This is a genomic window from Polaribacter ponticola (assembly GCF_026191475.2).
Lineage (GTDB): Bacteria > Bacteroidota > Bacteroidia > Flavobacteriales > Flavobacteriaceae > Polaribacter > Polaribacter ponticola.
On sequence record NZ_JAOSLC020000003.1, the window covers coordinates 2,281,113 to 2,302,333 of the forward strand.

General features: G+C 31.5%; 16 protein-coding genes. 13 read left to right on the plus strand and 3 right to left on the minus strand.

All coding sequences use genetic code 11. From position 1 onward, the window contains the following. Positions 1 to 16: 16 nt before the first annotated feature. The 13 genes from N5A56_RS15535 (at position 17) to N5A56_RS15595 (ending at position 16,355) form a co-directional block, all read left to right on the plus strand. Positions 17 to 1,297: a c-type cytochrome gene (locus tag N5A56_RS15535; protein WP_265726530.1), complete on the plus strand. Its 1,281-nt coding sequence runs from the start codon at positions 17 to 19 to the stop codon at positions 1,295 to 1,297. Between the two features lie 84 nt (positions 1,298 to 1,381). After that, a complete protein-coding gene (locus N5A56_RS15540; RefSeq protein WP_265726529.1) occupies positions 1,382 to 4,438 on the plus strand; it encodes a TAT-variant-translocated molybdopterin oxidoreductase in 3,057 nt (1,018 codons plus the stop codon). A 22-nt stretch (positions 4,439 to 4,460) separates the two neighbouring features. Next, on the plus strand, positions 4,461 to 5,915 hold the full coding sequence (gene nrfD / locus N5A56_RS15545) for an NrfD/PsrC family molybdoenzyme membrane anchor subunit (RefSeq protein ID WP_265726528.1): 1,455 nt from the start codon (positions 4,461 to 4,463) through the stop codon (positions 5,913 to 5,915). 2 nt (positions 5,916 to 5,917) lie between these two features. Then, the gene (locus N5A56_RS15550) at positions 5,918 to 6,445 is read left to right on the plus strand and encodes a DUF3341 domain-containing protein (RefSeq protein WP_265726527.1); all 528 of its coding nucleotides are present in this window, start codon (positions 5,918 to 5,920) and stop codon (positions 6,443 to 6,445) included. A gap of 9 nt (positions 6,446 to 6,454) precedes the next feature. Further along, on the plus strand, positions 6,455 to 7,003 hold the full coding sequence (locus N5A56_RS15555) for a c-type cytochrome (protein ID WP_265726526.1): 549 nt from the start codon (positions 6,455 to 6,457) through the stop codon (positions 7,001 to 7,003). A gap of 26 nt (positions 7,004 to 7,029) precedes the next feature. Further along, complete coding sequence (locus tag N5A56_RS15560) at positions 7,030 to 8,463, plus strand: quinol:cytochrome C oxidoreductase (protein ID WP_265726525.1); 1,434 nt, start codon at positions 7,030 to 7,032, stop codon at positions 8,461 to 8,463. Positions 8,464 to 8,500: 37 nt separating this feature from the next. Next, positions 8,501 to 9,508 carry a cytochrome c oxidase subunit II gene (locus tag N5A56_RS15565; RefSeq protein ID WP_265726524.1) on the plus strand — a complete coding sequence of 336 codons (1,008 nt, stop codon included), beginning with the start codon at positions 8,501 to 8,503 and terminating at the stop codon, positions 9,506 to 9,508. Positions 9,509 to 9,538: 30 nt separating this feature from the next. Continuing rightward, positions 9,539 to 11,320, plus strand: coding sequence for a cytochrome c oxidase subunit I (locus tag N5A56_RS15570; RefSeq protein ID WP_265726523.1), 1,782 nt, complete (start codon positions 9,539 to 9,541; stop codon positions 11,318 to 11,320). A gap of 99 nt (positions 11,321 to 11,419) precedes the next feature. Then, entirely contained in the window at positions 11,420 to 12,442 is a 1,023-nt protein-coding gene (ruvB, locus tag N5A56_RS15575) for a Holliday junction branch migration DNA helicase RuvB (RefSeq protein ID WP_265726522.1), read from the plus strand. A gap of 74 nt (positions 12,443 to 12,516) precedes the next feature. Then, on the plus strand, positions 12,517 to 14,220 hold the full coding sequence (locus tag N5A56_RS15580) for a SulP family inorganic anion transporter (RefSeq protein ID WP_274270598.1): 1,704 nt from the start codon (positions 12,517 to 12,519) through the stop codon (positions 14,218 to 14,220). 82 nt (positions 14,221 to 14,302) lie between these two features. Next, a complete protein-coding gene (locus N5A56_RS15585) occupies positions 14,303 to 15,712 on the plus strand; it encodes an MBL fold metallo-hydrolase (protein ID WP_265726521.1) in 1,410 nt (469 codons plus the stop codon). A 5-nt stretch (positions 15,713 to 15,717) separates the two neighbouring features. Then, positions 15,718 to 16,083, plus strand: a complete 366-nt coding sequence (locus N5A56_RS15590) for a rhodanese-like domain-containing protein (RefSeq protein ID WP_265726520.1) — start codon at positions 15,718 to 15,720, stop codon at positions 16,081 to 16,083. A 5-nt stretch (positions 16,084 to 16,088) separates the two neighbouring features. Beyond that, positions 16,089 to 16,355, plus strand: a complete 267-nt coding sequence (locus tag N5A56_RS15595) for a heavy-metal-associated domain-containing protein (protein ID WP_265726519.1) — start codon at positions 16,089 to 16,091, stop codon at positions 16,353 to 16,355. A gap of 97 nt (positions 16,356 to 16,452) precedes the next feature. On the opposite strand, the gene N5A56_RS15600 is transcribed toward N5A56_RS15595, so the two are convergent. The 3 genes from N5A56_RS15600 to N5A56_RS15610 form a co-directional block, all read right to left on the minus strand. Beyond that, positions 16,453 to 17,589: a serine hydrolase domain-containing protein gene (locus N5A56_RS15600; RefSeq protein WP_274270538.1), complete on the minus strand. Its 1,137-nt coding sequence runs from the start codon at positions 17,587 to 17,589 to the stop codon at positions 16,453 to 16,455. A 72-nt stretch (positions 17,590 to 17,661) separates the two neighbouring features. Further along, positions 17,662 to 18,228: a Crp/Fnr family transcriptional regulator gene (locus N5A56_RS15605; protein ID WP_265726517.1), complete on the minus strand. Its 567-nt coding sequence runs from the start codon at positions 18,226 to 18,228 to the stop codon at positions 17,662 to 17,664. A 202-nt stretch (positions 18,229 to 18,430) separates the two neighbouring features. Beyond that, positions 18,431 to 20,749, minus strand: a complete 2,319-nt coding sequence (locus N5A56_RS15610) for a TonB-dependent receptor (RefSeq protein ID WP_274270539.1) — start codon at positions 20,747 to 20,749, stop codon at positions 18,431 to 18,433. Positions 20,750 to 21,221: the final 472 nt, after the last annotated feature.

Consider the following 21,221-nt stretch of genomic DNA (forward strand, 5'->3'; position numbering starts at 1 on the left):
AAAATAGTTTGTAAATATGAGAAGTGTAGCGTTACACAGTAAACTAACTAATGTATTACTAAAGAGTTTTACAATCATTCTGTTTTTTGCATTTAGCTTGTCATCTTATTCGCAAGATGTAGATGAGGCACGTCAAAAAGAAGGTAGAAAATTATTTAAATCTTTATGTGCTTCTTGCCACAAGTTAGATAAGAAATTAGTTGGACCTGCTTTAGCAGGTATAGAGGATCGTAGAGAAAACGATTGGTTGAAAGCATGGATTAAGGACAATGCTGAGTTTCAGAAAACAGATGCAGATGCTGTTGAAGCGGCAGAGTTTTCTCCAACAGCGATGACGGCTTTTCCTCAGTTAAGTGAAAAACAGGTTGATGATATTTTATATTATACAACGGTTGGAGATCCAAAAAAGAAAGTTGAAGCTGAAGTTGCTGGTGCCAGTAAAGGTTCTGATGGGCCTAAGTGGTTAGTTAATATTTTAGCATTAGCTATTATTGTTGCTTTTTTAATTATTGCTGGTTTGTTAAAAACAATTAGCGAATTAAAAGGGGCGCCAAAAACAAAAGGAGCAGTTGCTAGTTTAAGTGATGTTTGGGAAGGTTATAAGCAAAATACATTTTTAAAAGTATTAACAACAATATTTTTATTGCTAATGGGTGCTTATTTTACTTTTGGAACCTTATTTAAGGTAGGTGTTGATGAGGGGTATTCTCCTTTGCAGCCGATTGCTTTTTCTCATAAAGTGCATGCTGGTGATAATCAGATAGATTGTCAATATTGTCACTCTTCTGCAAAGCATAGTAAAACATCAGGAATTCCTTCTGTAAATGTTTGTATGAATTGTCATAAAAACATCTCTGAAGTTGCTGATGATACTAAAGTGGAGTGGGATGGTATAACTTATGGTAAGCCAGAGTTAGATAAGGAAATTGCTAAGATATATGAAGCAGCTGGTTGGGATGCAGATGAGTTAGCGTATACAGGAAATACAAAGCCGGTTAAATGGATTAGAGTTCATAATTTGCCAGATTTCGCATATTTTAACCACTCTCAACACGTAACTGTTGGTGGTCTGAAATGTCAAAAATGTCACGGGCCAGTAGAGGAAATGGATGAAATGCGTCAGTATTCTCCATTAACTATGGGTTGGTGTATCGACTGTCATAAAGAGACTAAGGTAGATTTAAAGGGTAATGAGTATTACTCTAAAATTCATAAGGAATTAGCTAAAAAATATAATGTAGATAAGGTTACCATTGCTCAATTGGGAGGTAAAGAATGTGGTAAATGTCATTATTAATTAGAATTTTAAAAAAATTAAAGATCCACTAAAGATTGTTGTTTTTCAATTTTTAAATCTTTTAATCATTAAACAAAAGCATAAATGGCTTCAAACAAAAAATACTGGAAAAGTGTTGAAGAACTTAAAGGAAGTTCTGTTGTTGAAACGCTGAGTAAAAACGAGTTTGTAGGAGAGATTTCTACGGATCAGTTTTTAGGTGATAAAGAAACATTAGAAAATTCATCTACTTCTCGTAGAGATTTCTTAAAATATGTTGGCTTTACTACTGCTGCAGCTTCTTTGGCTGCTTGTGAAGGCCCAGTTAGAAAATCAATTCCTTATGTTGTAAAACCTAACGATGTAACTCCTGGAGTTGCAGATTGGTATGCAACCTCTATGGCAGATGGATATGATTTTGCTAACGTGTTAGTTAAAACACGTGAAGGTCGTCCTATTCAAATAATGCCAAATAAAGATGCAAACGGAACAACAAGTGCTAGAGTTCAGGCAGCTGTTTTGTCTTTATATGATGAGCAACTAAGATTAAAAGAACCAACTAAAGGTGGTGAAGTTATTTCTTGGTCTGATGTAGATAAAGAAATTGGCGCAAAATTAAACGCATTAAAAGCTGCTAGTAAATCTGTTGTATTATTAACAGGTACAATGGCAAGCCCATCTACAGATAAAATAATTTCTGAGTTTATTGCTACAAATCCAAATGCAAAGCATGTTGTTTATGATGCAATTTCAGAGTCAGGAGCTGCAGATGCAATGTTAGCTATGTATGGTGAACGTGCTTTGCCAAATTATCATTTAGATAAAGCAAAAACAATTGTTTCTTTTGGTGCAGATTTCTTAGGAGATTTTCACGGAGGTTTTGAAAAGCAATTTATTGCTGGTAGAAAGCCAGAAACTGGTCACATGTCTTACCATGTGCAGTTTGAGAGTAATATGTCTTTAACGGGTGCAAATTCAGATAAAAGAGTGGTTGTAAAGCCTTCTGATCAAGTGTTTGCATTAATAAACTTATACAACGCAATTACAGGTTCTAATGTTCCTTCTAAAGAAACATCTGTAGATGCAACTGTAAAAGCAATGGCAACAGAACTAAAGAAATCTGGTTCTAAAGGTGTTGTGTTAACAGGGTTAAATGATAAAAATGCTCAATTAGTTGCATTCGCAATTAATGAAGTGTTAAATAGTGAAATTTTTGATACAAACAACACGTTAAATATCCGTCAAGGTAATGATGCTGAAGTTGCTCAATTAGTTTCAGATATGAAAGCAGGTAAAATTGCAGGATTAATTTCTTACAATGTAGACCCTATTTATTCATTATCAAATTCATCAGATTTTTCTGAAGGATTAAAAAAGTTAGAATTATCGGTAGCGTTATCAACAGAAAATAACGAAACTGTAAACTCTTCTAATTTTGCATTACCAACTCCACACTTTTTAGAGTCTTGGGGAGATACTCAATTTAACGAAGTGACTTATGGTTTAATGCAACCAACAATTCAGCCATTATTTAATACACGTCAAGTTCAAGATGTCTTATTAAAATGGTCTGGAAACGCAACAAAATATTACGATTATTTAAAAGCTTATGCTGCAGATAATGTTTTAAATGGTAGCTCATGGAATACAGCATTGCATAATGGTTTTTATAATAAAGAAACTATAGATACTATAAGTTTTGAATCTACAGTGGAGATTAATAAAGTGTTAAAAGCTTTATTTAATGCTACAAAAGCTTCTAAGTTTGAGTTAAACTTATATGCTAAAACAGGTTTAGGTGATGGTAAACAAGCAAACAATCCTTGGTTGCAAGAATTTCCAGATCCAATAACAAGAGCTTCTTGGGATAATTACTTAACAATGTCTATTACAGATGCAAAAGAATTAGGTTTTGCAAATCCTGTAAAAGATAACGGAGCTATAGATGGTGATTATGCTAAAGTATCTGTTAACGGTAAAGAAGTTATTGTTCCTGTAATGGTGCAACCTGGTCAAGCGAATGGTTCTTTTGGTTTAGCTTTAGGTTTTGGTAAAATTTTTGGGTTAAAAGAAGAAATGCAAGTTGGTGTTAATGCTTATTCATTATACGCAAACGGAAATAATATACAGTATAATGTAGCTATAGAGAAAGTATCTGGAACACATCAGTTTGCTTGTACACAAGTGCAAAAAACAATTGCTGGTCGTCATGATATTTTAAAAGTAGCCTCATTAAAAGATTACTTAAACGTTGCGCCTAAAGATCATAAGAATGGATGGAATAAGCCTGCTTATGTGTCTTACGATCATCAAGAAGTAGAGGCAAATACGATTGATTTATGGGATGAGCACAACAGAGAAGTTGGCCATCACTTTAACTTATCAATAGATTTAACTTCTTGTACAGGTTGTGGTGCTTGTGTTGTAGCTTGTCATGCAGAAAACAACGTGCCAGTTGTAGGTAAAAAAGAAGTAAGAGTTGGTAGAGATATGCACTGGTTGCGTATTGATAGATATTATTCTTCTGAGGTTGAAACTAGAGAAGAAGCTAAAGAATTAGGTTTAAGTAGAGGTGAAATGTATGAAGCATTAGAAACTGAAGCTGTAAACCCAGAGGTTACTTTTCAACCAATGATGTGCCAGCACTGTAATCATGCCCCTTGTGAGACTGTTTGTCCGGTTGCAGCAACATCACATGGTCGTCAAGGTCAAAATCAAATGGCATATAATAGATGTGTTGGTACAAGATATTGTGCAAACAACTGTCCTTATAGAGTTCGTAGATTTAACTGGTTTAATTATGCAGATAATAACGAGTTTGACTTTAATATGAATAATGACTACGGAAAAATGGTTTTAAATCCAGATGTAGTTGTGCGTTCTAGAGGGGTTATGGAAAAATGTTCTATGTGTATCCAAATGACACAAGCAACAATTCTAAAAGCTAAAAAAGAAGGTAGAGCAGTAAATACAGATGAGTTCGAAACTGCTTGTTCATCTGCATGTACAACCGGAGCAATGGTTTTTGGAGATGTTAATAACGAGAAAGACCAAGTAGCTGCATTAGCAGAAGATAAAAGAGCTTATAATGTGTTAGATTACTTACAGACGAAACCGAATGTAATTTATCAAGTGAAAGTTAAGAATACAAACGAAGCGTAATTAAAAATTAAGATATAAAAATATGTCTCATTACGAAGCACCCATAAGGGAACCTTTAGTATTAGGTGATAAAAGTTATCACGATATTACCGAAGACATTGCAAAACCTATAGAGGGTAAAGCAAACAAAAATTGGTACATCGCATTTTATATTTCTTTAGCAGCAATGCTATGGGGATTTGGGTGTATTTTTTATACCGTTGGAACTGGTATTGGAGTTTGGGGATTAAGCAAGAACATTGGATGGGCTTGGGATATCACAAACTTTGTATGGTGGGTAGGTATTGGTCATGCAGGAACACTTATTTCTGCAGTACTATTATTATTCCGTCAAAAATGGAGAATGGCAATTAACCGTTCTGCAGAAGCAATGACAATTTTTGCCGTTTTTCAAGCAGGATTGTTTCCAATTATTCACATGGGTAGACCTTGGAATGGATATTGGGTTTTACCAATGCCAAACCAATTTGGATCTTTGTGGGTAAACTTTAACTCACCATTATTATGGGACGTTTTTGCAATCTCAACGTATTTATCTGTATCATTAGTTTTCTGGTGGACAGGTTTATTACCAGATTTTGCAATGATTAGAGATAGAGCTGTGAAGCCTTTCCAAAAGAAAATTTACGCTTTATTATCATTCGGTTGGTCTGGTAGAGCTAAAGATTGGCAACGTTTTGAAGAAGTATCTTTAGTACTTGCAGGTTTAGCAACACCATTAGTACTTTCTGTACATACAATTGTATCTATGGATTTTGCTACATCTATTAACCCAGGTTGGCACTCAACAATTTTTCCACCTTATTTCGTAGCAGGAGCAATCTTTTCTGGATTTGCAATGGTACAAACATTATTAGGTATTATGAGAAAAGTTACAAATTTAGAAGATTATATTACACGTATGCACGTAGAATATATGAATATTGTAATTATCTTAACTGGTGGAATTGTAGCAGTAGCTTATGCAACTGAATTCTTTATTGCATGGTATACAGGATCTCCTTACGAGAATTATACATATTTATCTGTAGGTGCTGCAACAGGACCATATGCTTGGGCATTTTATTCTTTATTATTCTTTAATATCTTAACACCTCAGATATTATGGTTTAAGAAAATTAGAAGAAGTTTTATATGGTCATTCATTATTTCAATATTTATAAATATTGGTATGTGGTTTGAGCGTTTCGATATTATTGCAATTGTATTAAGTAAGGGACACTTACCATCAACTTGGTGGCGTTTTGAGCCAACATTTGTAGATGTAGGTATCTTTATAGGAACTATAGGATTCTTCTTTGTGTTATTCTTATTATATGCAAGAACATTCCCTGTAATTGCGCAAGCGGAAGTAAAAACGATACTAAAATCTTCTGGAGAGTTTTACAAGAAGAGAAGAGAACAAGGTATACCAACTAAACCAGCTATTGATGTAGCAAATGTAGCAGGTACATCAGATAAATCAACTAAAGAATAATTATGGAATCATCAAAAGTTATTCACGCATTTTATAATGATGATGAAGTTCTAATGGATGCAGTGAAAGCAGTTAAAGCAGAACATCATCACATAGAAGAAGTATTTTGTCCTTTTCCAGTACATGGATTAGACAAAGCAATGGGATTAGCTCCAACAAGATTAGCAATTACTGCGTTTTTCTACGGAATAACAGGTTTGTCTTTCGCAATTTGGATGACTAATTATATGATGATTCAAGATTGGCCACAAGATATTGGTGGTAAACCAAGTTTTTCTTGGTTTGAGAATATGCCAGCATTTGTACCAATTATGTTTGAATTAACAGTGTTTTTTGCAGCCCATTTAATGGTAATTACTTTTTATATGAGAAGTAGAATTTGGCCATTTAAAGAAGCAGAAAATCCAGATCCAAGAACTACAGATGACCATTTCTTAATGGAAATTCCTGTACATGATAATGTAGAAGAATTAACTTCTTTGTTATCTAAAACAGGCGCTGTAGAAATTAATGTAGTAGATAAGCACTAATCAATAATAATGAAAAACTTAAAATTAATTATCGCTTTAGTTACTCTTACAAGTATTATTTCTTGTAATGATAAACGTACACCGCAATTACAATATATGCCAGATATGTATGTATCTGTGCCTTATGACGCTAATGGTGTTGATGGAGTTAAAGGAGAACCAGTAAATCTAAAACCAGTTGCAGGTACTATTGCAAGAGGAGGATATCCTGCTTATGATATTGCTAATACCATTGAAGGTGCAGAAAAAGCAAAGTCAGATTTAAAAAACCCTTTAGAAGCTACAGAAGCTAATTTAGAAAATGGTAAGGCTATGTATACTATATACTGTGCTTCTTGTCATGGTAAAAAAGGAGATGGTAACGGAATTTTATCTCAGAGAGAAAAATTTGAAGGAATTCCTAATTACACGGATAGAGATATAAACGCAGGTAGTATTTATCATGTAATTATGTATGGTAAAAACCTAATGGGATCTCACTCCTCTCAGTTAACATACAATGAACGTTGGCAAATAGTACATTATGTTGAAAAACTACGTACAGATTTAGCTAAATAATTCCAAAAAGAAAGAATACGAAAGATATGTATCAATTCTCAGGTAAATTAAAAACATTATCATTAGCTCTAATTTTATTAGGTGCAATTGGTATTGCATTTAGTTTTTGGTCTGCTCCAAAAACATTAGAAGCTGCTAAAGAAATTATAGCACAACAATCTTCACATGGTGATGGTCATGGAACTTCTCACGAAGAAGTTAAAACTGATGCTCATCATGATGTTAAAGAAGACAATCATGCCTCTACAAAAGAAAGTCATTCAAAAGTAGAATCTCATGGAGAAAATCATGATGATGATCATGCAGAACATGTTTTTCATCAAATGCAAAATAAACCTTGGGCTGCTGTTTATGTAGCACTGTTTTTCTTCTTAGGAATTACATTGTTAGTTTTAGCATTTTATGCTTCTCAAAGAGTTGCACAATCTGGTTGGTCTGTTGTTTTGTTTAGAGTAATGGAAGCTATAACAGCGAACCTTGTTCCTACTTCGATTATAATGATTATTATTGTTGTTACAGCTGTAATGCATGTAAATCATTTATTTCCTTGGATGGGTGATGGTATCTTTGATCCAACAAGTCCAAACTACGATCCAATTATTGATGGTAAATCTTGGTGGATGAATGTTCCGGGTTGGGCAATAAGAAGTGTTGTTTATTTAGCAATATGGAATGCTTACAGATGGTTTATTCGTAAAAACTCTATTAAAGAAGATACTGCGGAAGATGGTGGTAAAACATATAAATTAAACTATAATATTTCTGTAGGTTTTATATTCTTATTCATGATTTCTGAATCTATGATGTCTTGGGATTGGATTATGGGATTAGATCCTCATTGGTTCTCAACATTATTTGGATGGTATGTATTAGCAAGCTTACTAGTAAGTGCTTTAACAGTAATTGCTTTTGTAACTATCTATTTACGTTCTAAAGATGCTTTACCAGGTGTTAATGATTCTCATATTCATGATTTAACTAAATTTATGTTTGGATTCTCTGTATTCTGGACTTACTTATGGTTTGCTCAATTTATGTTAATTTGGTATGCCGATATCCCTGAAGAAACTACATATTTCGTAGCTAGATTTAATGAATATAAATTACCATTTTTAGGTATGGTAGTAATGAATTTTGCTTTCCCAATATTATTATTACTAAACAGTGACTTTAAAAGTTTACCTTGGTTTGTTGTAATTGGTGGTATAGCAATATTAGGAGGTCATTATATAGATATATTTGTAATGATTATGCCTGCAACTGTAGGTGCGCAATGGTCATTTGGTATAGCAGAAATAAGTTCATTGTTATTCTTTTTAGGTATCTTTATTTATGCAACATTTAGTGCATTTGCTAAAGCGAATCCTATTCCAAAAGGAAATCCTTTCCTAGAAGAAAGTGAACATTTTCACTATTATAATATCGAACACAGAGGAGAAGGATCAGGAGATCATCATTAATAAAAGAAAGAATTAAATTAAATAAGAAAAGATATATATGCTAGCTCTATTTTATATTTTTATAGGTGTTGCAATAGGTGTAAGTTTTTGGCAGATTACTAGAATCATGGATTTTAGAAGTGTTATTGCTACAGACGAAGACAATACAAAACAAGGGAGAAACTCAATATTATTTATGGTGTTTTTCTATGCAATTATGATTTACTGCTTAATTGCTATGAACGTATTAATGTTACCAGAATCTGCTTCAATTGAAGGAGAACATGATGATAATTTATTTAACATTACATTTTGGTTAATTGGTATTGTACAATTTATCATGCAGTTTTTAATTTTCTTTTTTACATATAAGTATAAAGGAAATAAAAATAGAAAAGCTAAATTTTATGCCGATAGTCATAAATTAGAAATTATTTGGACTATAATACCTTCTGCTGTTCTAGTTGTTTTAGTAAGTTATGGATTATGGCAATGGAATAATGTAATGGATTTATCTGATGAAGACGATGCAGTAGTAATTGAAGTCTATGCAAGACAATTCGATTGGCAAGCACGTTATGCTGGTGAAGACAATACTTTAGGCTTAGGTAATGTAAACTACATTAAAGGTATTAATTCTATTGGAGTTGATATGAATGATAAAAATTCACAAGACGATAAGCAAGTTACAGAATTGTATTTACCCAAAGGAAAGAAAGTTCACTTTAAGTTTAGATCTCAAGATGTATTACACTCAGCTTATATGCCTCACTTTAGAGCACAAATGAATTGTGTACCTGGTATGGTAACTGAATTTGGTTTTACACCTAAATTTACTACTGAGGAGATGAGACAACAATCAGAAGTAATTGCAAAAACTGCAGGTATTAATAAAATAAGAAAAGCTAAAGGTGAAGATCTTTACGAGTTTGATTATTTGTTACTATGTAATAAAATCTGTGGAGCATCACATTACAACATGCAAATGAAAATTACTGTTGTAGAACAAGAAGAATATGATAAGTGGATTGCAGAACAACCTACTTTAGCTACTGTTATTAAATAATTAAATTAAGATACTACAAATAAATAGATTATGTCAGAACATCATCATAAAGAAACATTTGTAACAAAATACATTTTTAGTCAAGATCATAAAATGATTTCTAAGCAGTTCTTAGTAACTGGTATGATTATGGGAATCATTGGTGTGCTAATGTCTATGTTATTCCGTTTGCAAATTGCATGGCCAGAAAAATCTTTTTCTATCGTTGAAGCTTTTTTAGGACCTCATCAAACAGATGGAGTAATGAACCCAGATATGTACTTAGCATTAGTTACTATACATGGTACTATTATGGTATTCTTTGTACTTACTGCAGGATTAAGTGGTACATTTTCAAACTTATTAATTCCATTGCAAATTGGTGCTAGAGATATGGCATCTGGTTTTTTGAATATGATTTCTTATTGGTTATTCTTTTTGTCAAGTGTAATTATGGTAATATCATTATTTGTAGAAGCAGGACCAGCATCAGCAGGATGGACAATTTACCCACCTTTAAGTGCATTACCTGAAGCAATTCCAGGATCTGGTGCAGGTATGACATTATGGTTAGTTTCTATGGCTATTTTTATTGCTTCTTCTTTAATTGGATCTTTAAATTATATTGTTACAATATTTAATTTAAGAACTAAAGGGATGAAAATGACAAGATTACCACTTACAATGTGGGCTTTCTTTATCACTGCAATTATTGGTGTAGTTTCTTTCCCAGTATTATTATCAGCAGCTTTATTATTAATTTTTGATAGAAGTTTTGGTACATCTTTTTACTTATCAGATATTTTTATATCAGGAGAGGTTTTACATTACCAAGGTGGTTCTCCAGTATTATTTGAACACCTATTTTGGTTCTTAGGTCACCCAGAAGTATATATTGTATTAATACCCGCTTTAGGTATTACATCAGAAATCATATCTACAAACTCTAGAAAACCAATTTTCGGATATAGAGCAATGGTTATGTCTATTATGGCAATTGCATTCTTATCTACAATTGTTTGGGGTCACCATATGTTTATTTCAGGAATGAATCCTTTCTTAGGATCTGTATTTACATTTACAACATTATTAATTGCGATTCCTTCTGCTGTAAAAGCATTTAATTATATTACTACACTATGGAAAGGTAATTTGCAATTAAACCCTGCAATGTTATTTTCTATTGGATTAGTTTCAACATTTGTAACTGGTGGTTTAACAGGATTAGTTTTAGGAGATTCAGCTTTAGATATTGCTATTCATGATACGTATTTTGTTGTTGCACATTTCCACTTAGTAATGGGTGTTTCTGCAATCTTCGGTATGTTTGCTGGTGTATATCACTGGTTTCCTAAAATGTATGGTAGAATGATGAACAAAACAATGGGTTACTGGCACTTTTGGATTAGTATAATTTGTGCTTATGGTGTATTCTGGCCAATGCATTTTATTGGTTTAGCAGGTTTACCTAGAAGATATTATTCTAATACAGCTTTTCCGATGTTTGACGATTTAGCTGATGTTAATAAAGTAATAACAATTTTCGCATTAGTTGGAGGAATAGCTCAAATTATTTTTATTGCAAACTTCTTTATTTCAATTTATAGAGGAGCTAAAGCAACTCAAAATCCTTGGAAATCTAATACTTTAGAATGGACAACTCCTGTGGAACACATTCATGGAAATTGGCCTGGAAAAATACCAGAAGTTCATAGATGGGCTTATGATTATAGTAAAAGAGTAGATGCTAACGATGATGATAGTGATTATTTACACGGTCAGGATTATGTATTACAAACTACACCTTTATTAGATGGTGAAGAACCATCTTAGTAAAGTATAACTTATATAAAAAGCCTTTCCAATTCGGAAAGGCTTTTTTTGCTTTTTAAGAACCTTATTTTATCATCATAAATCTATTATCTTTGTTGTATGAATGAAAACTTGAATCCTGAAAACACTAATTTATCAAATGAAGATTTAGACGTTGAAAAAAAATTACGTCCTCTTTCTTTTGATGATTTTACGGGTCAAGATCAAGCATTAGAAAACTTAAAAGTTTTTGTTGAGGCTGCAAACCAAAGAGATGAAGCTTTAGATCATACATTGTTTCATGGTCCTCCAGGATTAGGGAAAACTACATTAGCTCACATTTTAGCTAATGAATTAGAAGTTGGTATTAAAGTTACTTCTGGGCCTGTATTAGACAAACCTGGAGACTTAGCAGGTTTACTTACAAATTTAGATGAACGCGATGTTTTATTTATAGATGAAATTCATCGTTTAAGTCCTATTGTTGAAGAATATTTATATTCAGCAATGGAAGATTATAAAATTGATATTATGATTGAATCTGGCCCAAATGCTAGAACTGTTCAAATCAATTTAGAACCGTTTACTTTAATTGGTGCCACAACTCGTTCTGGTTTACTTACAGCACCAATGCGTGCTCGTTTTGGTATTAGTAGTAGATTGCATTATTATAAAACGGAGTTATTAACAACAATCATTCAAAGAAGTTCTCATATTTTAGGAGTGCCTATCTCTATGGAAGCTGCCATTGAAATTGCAGGTAGAAGTAGAGGAACACCAAGAATTGCAAATGCATTGCTACGTAGAGTTCGTGATTTTGCACAGATAAAAGGTGATGGTTCTATTACGATAGAAATTGCAAAATATGCTTTAAAAGCTTTAAATGTCGATGCTCATGGTTTAGATGAAATGGATAATAAAATTTTAGAAACTATTATTGATAAGTTTAAAGGTGGTCCTGTAGGATTGAGTACAATCGCAACTGCTGTATCTGAAAATACTGAGACAATCGAAGAAGTATATGAACCTTTTTTAATTCAACAAGGGTTTATTATGAGAACCCCAAGAGGTAGAGAAGTTACAGAATTAGCATATACTCATTTAGGAAAAACAAAAGGAAGAAATCAAGGAGAATTATTTTAATAGATGCATTAAATTAGTAGCTTTATTTAAGAATAGTTACTAACTATAAAAATGAAAATAAAAAAATTATACCAATATTAGAATGGTTACCTAACTACAACACTTCACTTTTTAAAGGTGATTTAGTTGCTGGTATAACTGTAGGTATTATTTTAATTCCACAAGGTATAGCCTATGCACTTATTGCAGGTTTGCCACCAATTTATGGTTTGTATTGTGCATTAGTACCACAAATAATGTATGCTATTTTCGGATCTTCTAGACAAGTAGCAATAGGTCCTGTAGCAATGGACTCTCTAATTGTTGCAACAGGTGTTTCTACTTTGGCCTTAGCAGGTTCTGAAAGTTATATTTCTATTGCTATTTTACTGGCTTTAATGGTTGGTGGTATTCAGTTTATAATGGGCGTTTTTAGCCTTGGATTTATTGTTAATTTTTTATCTAAACCAGTTATAACAGGTTTTACATCTGCAGTTGCTCTAATTATAGGATTCAATCAATTTAGAAATTTATTTGGAGTAGATTTTGTTCAGAGCGATCAAATTCAATTTGTAGTGGAAGATATATGGATGCAGATTTCCACGTTTAATAAACATACAACAGTTATCGGATTTATTTCTGTAGTTATTATTATTGTTTTTAGAAAAATCAATAAAAAAATACCAAACGCCTTAATTGTTGTTATCCTTGGAATTATTATTATGAAATATTTCGGGAAAAACTTAAACGATGTTTCTATTGTTAAAGACGTTCCTTCTGGGTTACCTTTTTTTGGCGTTCCAGAGCTTGATTTAGATCAAATGAGAGAGTTATTACCAATTGCATTAACACTTGTTATGGTTGGTTATTTAGAAACTATTTCTATAGGTAAATCTTTAGAAGCAAAACAAGATGAATATAGAATAAGACCCAATCAAGAATTAATAGCGTTAGGGTTAAGTAATATGGTTGGCTCATTTTTTAAAGCATATCCAACTACTTCAAGCTTTTCTAGATCTGCTATCAATCAAGAAAGTGGAGCTAAAACAGGAATGGCTGCTTTAATATCTGTAGTAATGGTAATAATTACGTTATTGTTTTTAACACCATTATTTTATCATTTACCAAAAGCCGTATTAGCTGCCATTATTATAGTGGCTGTTTTTGGTTTGGTTAATTTTAAAGAAGCAGCTTTTTTATGGAAAGCTAATAATTTAGATTTCTGGTTAATGCTTTCTACATTTATTGCAACTTTATTTTTAGGTATAGAATATGGTATTATGGTTGGTGTAGGTTTATCTCTAATAGTTTTAATATTTAGAACTTCTAGGCCTTATGTTACAGAATTAGGAAAAGTACCCAACTCTAACTTTTATAGAAATAAAAACCGTTTCGAAGAAGTAATTATTGATGATGATATTTTAGTTTTTAGGTTTGATGCACAAATTTTTTATGCAAATTCAAGTTATTTTAGAGATAACTTAGACGAAATGGCAGCAAATAAAGGAAAGGCATTAAAATTGATAGTATTAGATGCAGAGAGCATTAATAGAGTAGATAGTACAGGTGTAGAAATGTTAAAAGAGCGCATTAAGTACTATAAGAAAAAAGGAGTAGTTTTTTATTTTGCAGGTGTAAAAGGTCCTGTAAGAGATGATTTTTTTAGAAGTGGTATTTTAGAAATTATAGATATCAATCACTTTTTTATGAAATCTAATCAAGCAGTAAAATTTTATAAAACTGGCGATAGAAAACATCAAGAAAAGTATGCAAAATATATACATCAAGCATACAAGTAATTAGGAATCTAATTGATAAATATCATTTTATACAGATAAAACTAAATGTAATTTTAGCAGTTTAAACGAAGTATTTTAGAATATGATTATAGAACAAATTTACACAGGTTGTTTAGCACAAGGAGCCTATTATATAGAGAGTAATGGAGAAGTAGCAATTATAGATCCATTAAGAGAAGTACAAGATTATATAGATAAAGCAGCTAAGAATAATGCTAAAATTAAATATATTTTCGAAACTCATTTCCATGCAGATTTTGTAAGCGGTCATGTTACCTTAGCAGAAAAAACGGATGCAAAAATAGTGTTTGGCCCTTCTGCAAAAACAAATTTCGATGCAATTATTGCGAATGATAATCAGGTTTTTAAAGTAGGTGATATTACAATTACAGTTTTACATACTCCAGGTCATACAATGGAAAGTAGCTGTTATTTATTAAAAGATAAGAATGGAAATAACCATGCAATTTTTAGTGGAGATACGTTGTTCCTTGGAGATGTTGGTAGACCAGATCTTGCTCAAAAAGGAGCAGTGACTGAAAAAGATTTAGCAGGTTTTTTGTTTGATAGTTTACGTAATAAAATAATGCCTTTAGCAGATGATGTTATTGTTTATCCTGCACACGGTGCCGGTTCTGCTTGTGGTAAAAACCTAAGTAAAGAAACTGTTGGTACAATTGGTAATCAGAAAAAAACCAATTATGCTTTAAGAGCAGATATGACCAAAGAAGAATTTATTAAAGAAGTTACAGACGGCTTATTACCACCGCCTGCTTACTTTCCTTTAAACGTAAAATTAAATAAAGAAGGTTATAAATCATTAGATGAGATTGTTGTAGGTTCTAAAAAACCTCTTACTGTTGCAGAATTTGAATTAATTGCAAATGAAACGGATGCTATTGTTTTAGATGTTCGTCATCAGTTTGAATTTATAAAAGGATTTATTCCTCAATCTATTTTTATAGGTTTAGGAGGTACATTCGCACCTTGGGTTGGCGCCTTAATAAAAGACATTACACAACCAATATTACTTATTACACCTGTTGGAGAAGAAGAAACAACAATAACACGTTTGTCTAGAGTTGGTTTTGATAATGTATTAGGGTATTTAGATGGTAGTTTTGATTCTTGGAAGAAATCAGGTAAAGAAATTGATACGTTAACTTCTGTTTCTGCAGATGTATTAGAACAAAAAATAAATGAAAAAGCTATTGTTTTTGATGTTAGAAAACCGGGTGAATATGAAAATGAGCATATAGAAAATGTACCAAGTATACCTTTAGATTTTTTAAATAACCATATTTCTGAGTTTCCTAAAAAAGGAGATTTTTATGTGCATTGTGCTGGTGGTTATCGTTCTGTAATTGCAGCTTCAATTTTAAAAGCACGTGGTTTTCATAATGTAATTGATGTTGCTGGCGGTTATGCTGCTATTAGAAATACAGGAATTAAAAGAACTGATGTAGCCGTTTGCCCATCAACATTAAAATAAACGAAATGAAAAATATTTTCTCTCTTCTATTGATGAGTTTCTTTTTTATCAATTGTAGTTCTCAAGAAGGTGTTAATACAATTTCTACATCAGAATTAAAAGAGATATTAAAAAAAGGAGATGTTCAATTAATAGACGTTAGAACACCTAAAGAAGTAAAAGCAGGTTTTATAGAAACAGCAAAGTTTGCCAACTATTTTGATGCTAACTTTTACACAAGAGTTTCTAAGCAATTAGATAAAACAAAGCCTGTTTATTTATACTGTAGAAGCGGAAATAGAAGTGGTAAATCTGCAAAAATATTACAAGACAAAGGTTATAAAGTCTATAATGTTTTAGGTGGATATAATAAATGGAAGCAAGAAAAATAAAAATTATGACAACAGATATTCGTATAGAAAATTTAAAGTGTGGTGGTTGTGCAGCAACCATTAAAAAAGGATTATTAAGTATAGATGCTATTGAAGAAGTAACTGTAGATGTAGAAAAATCTATAGTTTCTATAACTTCAGATAATGATAATTTAGAAATTGTAAAAGATAAATTATCTAAATTAGGATACCCAGAAGTTGGTGATAAAAATACCATTGTACATAAAGCAAAATCTTTTGTTAGTTGTGCTGTAGGTCGAATAGATTCATAAAAAAAGCGAGCTTAATACTCGCTTTTTTTATGAGTATCAATATCATAATTAGTAGATAAGCAGCTATGATTTTGAATACAGTTTTACTTTCTGATTTTTATTGATTTAGTACATATTTATCCAACATATCTAAAAATCTTTCATCACTCATTCCTGTTCGATTAAACATAATTATACTTCCAATTCCTTTATCTGGATAAATTCTTATTTCGCAGTAATAGCCACCACCACCTCCTGCATGTGTTACATACTTATTTTCGCCCAATTTCCCACTAAACCATGATAAACACATTCCAGTAGGTTTGCTACTTTTTGTAAAGTTTTCTGTAAAAAGCATTTTCTTGTATTCTTCTTTTATTAACCTACAATTAGGCTTTAATAATTCTTGTCCGTATTTCACTAAAGCAGTAGAATTTCCAACTAAACCTCCGTAAGGAGCACCATTAACATAGAAATTATTAAATGAATTCCATTTCCCTTGAGTTGTATTCATAAATTTAGATTTGTCTATCATAAAGCCCAAAATAGCATTTGAAAAACTGTATTTTTTATGATACCCTTTTGCATGCTGTTTAAAATTGCTTATAGTAAAATCCATTTCTTCATTCTTAATACCTAATATTTCTAAAATATTTACACGAATATATTCTTCATAAGAAATTCCCGAAATATTTTCAATTAGACGACCAAGAAGTACATAACCAAGATTTGAATATGTATATTTTTCATTTGGACCTGATTTTGTCTTTTTGTTTGAGGTAAAGATTTGGTTAAAAAAGTAGTTTCTGTCAAATAGCTTGTGCTCATCTGTTAGATGAATCCAACTTAAAGGTATTGGATTAGGAATGCCACTTGAGTGATTTAATAATTGACGTACGGTAATCCTAGATGAATAAGGAAAATTTGGTAAGTAAGTAATTACAGGTTGTTCTATATCAATTTTTTTCTGTTCTGCTAATTGTAAAATAGCTAAAGCTGTAAATGTTTTAGTTATAGAATATAGATTATAAGTAGTGGTTTTAGATGTCTTCTTATTGTTTTTTATGTCTGCAAATCCTCCTAGAAATTTATGTATGATAGTGTCTTGATTAAAAATAAAATACTGAACAGAAGGAGTTTTATTTTTATGAATTTGTTTAGTTAAAATAGTATCAATTTGGTTCATTTTTCTTGTTTGAGAATTGCAAGTTACACTCAACATTATGGCCATAATTATGAATGTAATTTTTATCATTTGCATATTTTAATGTTTATACAAAGATGATATAGTTCGTTACTATTTTCATTAACAAATGATAAAACCGTATTATCGTACTAATTCACGTCTAAGTCTGCTAAGAGATATATTTGTAATACCTAGATATGAAGCAATGTCTGTATGAGGAATTAGGTTTTCAAGCAAAGGATATTGTTCTCTAAATTTTAGAAGTCTTTCTTTTGCGGTTAAAGAGGCCATTCCAATTTCTTTATCCACTTTATTGGATAGTTCAGTTCGTAAGACAGTATTCCCAAATTCTCTAATGTTTAGATTGTTTACCATCAACATTTCAAATTTTTTGGCACCTATAGTTGCTAAACTAATATTAGTTAGCGATTTAAAGTTTAGCATTGATGCTTTCTTTTGTGTTCTGGTATTATATGGAGAAAGTATTGCTTTCGAACTAAAGAATGAGAGCGTTATCTCTTCACCTTCCGGACTTATTAAAAAACTCTTGCAAATTCCGTCGAGTAGGAAGTATTCTTTTTTGTTAGGTCTATCTTTTTTAATAAAAATCTCTCCTTTTTGATAATTTTCTATTTCTACAAGTGATTCTAGCTCATTTAGCGAATTGACAGATAAAGGGTATATAGAGTTTATTATTTCTTGTATCATTCTATTTGTCTTTTTAGTTGCTAATGTGAGTTTTGATAAGCGTCTTTTTAATATTGAATCAGATACAATAAAGACGACTTATACTCAATATTAGCTAAGTTAGTTTTTTTAAACTAAAAAGTCAATTGGTATATGCTCAGTTTTAACCAAAAAAATCTCAAGCTTTCACTTGAGACTTTTATCACTTTATAAAAAGTTTCTTCTAAAATTTTAAAGTAACACCCACTAAAAAATTTCTTGTTGCCTGTGGGTAAAAACCTGCACCGTCTACGGTTGTTGCAGTTCCTGGATTAGACCAAGTATCATCATAAGTATAATAATAACCTCTGTCTACATATTCTTTATTAAAGATGTTGTTTACCAATGCAGTAAATACAATAGATTTAAAAATTTTATCTGTTTCTAATTCGTAAACGAAATTTAAATCACTAGTAAAAAAACCTTCTAAAACATCTAAGTCAGATACTTTACTATTAATATTACTCATGTATTGTTTACCAACATATTTAGATAAAAAAGCAATTTGTAAGTTTTCTAAAGGTTTGTAAACCAAAGAATTTCCGAAAACAATATCTGGCGAAAAAGTAATTGGCGTATTTCCTAAATTTTGTAAAACACCATCTACGTTTGCATTAAAATCTTTATTCATATTTCTACTTAAAGAAATATTAGGTAATATAGAAAATTGCTCAGAAAGTGTAATATCTGCATCAATTTCTAAACCAAATCTATAACTTTTTCCACTAGATTCACGTAAAGGCTCTCCTGTATTTTGATCTATTGCACCCGTTAATACTAACTGATTTTGATAGTTCATATAATACAAATTGGTGTTTATTTTTACGTTATTATTAGAAAGTCTCCAACCTAATTCGAAATCGTCTAAACTTTCGTGTTGCGAAATCCCGCCTTCAAAATCGTTTCTGTTAGGCTCTTTGTTTGCTCTTGCATACGACGTATAAAAACTGTTATTGTCATCTAACTTATAAGTTAAACCTAATTTAGGGTTAAAGAAACTAAAGTCTTTATCTACATTTATAGGATCTCTGTCAGAAGTTAATCCGTTAGTTGTATAGTTTACAAATCTACCTTGTAAATCTACAAAAGCTTTAAAATTGTCAGAAAGCGTAAAAGTAGCTTTAGAAAAAACACTAAAATCAGACTTTTTAGAATTACTCTCATAATAACGGTCTCTAATATTTGTGTTAGCAGCTAAATCGCTTCCCCAAATAATTTCTCCGTAATGACTGTTTTTGTAGTAGTTTGATGAAAAACCAGAAATAACTTCTACTTTTTCATTCTTATAATTAGCATTAAAGTTTAAAACATAAAAATGATTGTCTAACCATCTATCTACAATTACATCGCTACCATCTACGATTAAATTATCGTAATCTGCGGCATCTCTACCACCTTTAAACTGTTCGTAATAACCTAAACCTCTCGTGTAGTTTAAACCAATATTAGTAGACCAATTTTCGTTTAATTTTTCGTTCCAGTGTAGTTGATAATGATCTTGACTGTAGTTGTCTGTTTCATTGTCATACGTATATGGGTTATATCTTCTATCCGTTGCTAATTGAGCAGCATCTATACCTTCCCAAGATTGGTAGGTATATTCTTTACCTCCAAAAACAATGGCTTTAATTAAAGTGTTTTCATCAGAGTAACTACCTTGTAAAAAGTACGATTTTAAATCAGAAAAAGCTCTGTCTACATAACCATCAGAATAAATTTTAGAAACACGACCTGCCAATTCAAAATGATCGTTTACTTTACCTGTTGTAAATTTTACAGTATGTTTTCTTGTGTTGTAAGAACCAAAAGAGTTAGATATTTCTCCACCAGCATCTTCAGAAATAGCATCCGTTAAAATATTTAAACTTGCACCAAAAGCACCAGAACCGTTGGTAGATGTACCAACACCACGTTGTAATTGTAAACTTTGTGTAGAAGAAGCAAAATCTCCTAAGTTTACCCAAAAACTACCCTGACTTTCAGAATCGTTAAAAGGAATACCGTTTAAAGTAACATTTACTCTAGAAGCATCAGAACCACGAACACGAATGTACGTATAACCAATACCAGCACCAGCATCAGAAGATGAGATTACGTTTGGTAAATAGTTCATTAAAACAGGAATGTCTTGCCCTAAATTACGTTTTGCAATTTCTTTTTTGGTAAGATTAGAATGCGTTACAGGCGCATCTGCTTTTACTCTAACTGCAGCTACTAAAACTTCGTCTAAAAGCGTAGCATTTGGGAATAATGTAAACTCTATTTCTTTGTTTTTAGATACGGAAATTTCTTTCGAAACCGTTTTGTATCCTAAAAAAGAAACCTGAATTGTATAATTTCCTTTACTAAGGTTTACAGAGAACAAACCATCAAAATTGGTAGAAGTTCCTGTATTGTTTTCTTTTACCAAAACAGTTGCTCCTGGTAAAGATTCATTGTTTTCATCTACTACTTTTCCTTTAAGTGTAAATGATTGGGCGTTTACAAGTATACTTGCAAACAAGAATAAAAAAAGGTAATTTTTTTCATTTTAAATAATTTAAAACGAATAAAAAGAGGTAATTATTCTTGTAATTAATATTGAATAATTAGTTGTCATTACGAGGAGTTTACGACGTGGTAATCTCAAGATTGCTTCAGAATAATTCTTCGTAATGACTTTGTTATAAATCCCTAAACAGCATTATCTGTTCTAGGTTCATTGGGTATGATCTCAGCCTTAAAAAGTTGAAAGTTTAGAAAGTTAAAAGTTGTAAAGTCTGTTGAGACTGAAAACTGTTAACTAAAAACTGCCAACTAAAATTAGCACCCCTTTATGAGAACGGCGCAAAAGTAATTTGGATTTTTTTAATAGAAAACAAAAAAGTGATTTTATTTTTAGAAGCTATTTCCAGCTTTCACTACTCGCTTTTTTTATGTTGTATTTATTTTGCTTCTGTATACTTTTAGAGGTAATTTTCTTTTTAAGAATATAT

Coding starts and splice junctions, on each gene's coding strand:
- N5A56_RS15595 (WP_265726519.1), top strand. CDS start 16,089: ATGACAACAGATATTCGTATAGAAAATTTAAAGTGTGGTGGTTGTGCA.
- N5A56_RS15555 (WP_265726526.1), top strand. CDS start 6,455: ATGAAAAACTTAAAATTAATTATCGCTTTAGTTACTCTTACAAGTATT.
- N5A56_RS15590 (WP_265726520.1), top strand. CDS start 15,718: ATGAAAAATATTTTCTCTCTTCTATTGATGAGTTTCTTTTTTATCAAT.
- N5A56_RS15550 (WP_265726527.1), top strand. CDS start 5,918: ATGGAATCATCAAAAGTTATTCACGCATTTTATAATGATGATGAAGTT.
- N5A56_RS15565 (WP_265726524.1), top strand. CDS start 8,501: ATGCTAGCTCTATTTTATATTTTTATAGGTGTTGCAATAGGTGTAAGT.
- N5A56_RS15570 (WP_265726523.1), top strand. CDS start 9,539: ATGTCAGAACATCATCATAAAGAAACATTTGTAACAAAATACATTTTT.
- N5A56_RS15585 (WP_265726521.1), top strand. CDS start 14,303: ATGATTATAGAACAAATTTACACAGGTTGTTTAGCACAAGGAGCCTAT.
- N5A56_RS15560 (WP_265726525.1), top strand. CDS start 7,030: ATGTATCAATTCTCAGGTAAATTAAAAACATTATCATTAGCTCTAATT.
- N5A56_RS15605 (WP_265726517.1), bottom strand. CDS start 18,228: ATGATACAAGAAATAATAAACTCTATATACCCTTTATCTGTCAATTCG.
- N5A56_RS15535 (WP_265726530.1), top strand. CDS start 17: ATGAGAAGTGTAGCGTTACACAGTAAACTAACTAATGTATTACTAAAG.
- N5A56_RS15540 (WP_265726529.1), top strand. CDS start 1,382: ATGGCTTCAAACAAAAAATACTGGAAAAGTGTTGAAGAACTTAAAGGA.
- ruvB (WP_265726522.1), top strand. CDS start 11,420: ATGAATGAAAACTTGAATCCTGAAAACACTAATTTATCAAATGAAGAT.
- N5A56_RS15600 (WP_274270538.1), bottom strand. CDS start 17,589: ATGATAAAAATTACATTCATAATTATGGCCATAATGTTGAGTGTAACT.
- nrfD (WP_265726528.1), top strand. CDS start 4,461: ATGTCTCATTACGAAGCACCCATAAGGGAACCTTTAGTATTAGGTGAT.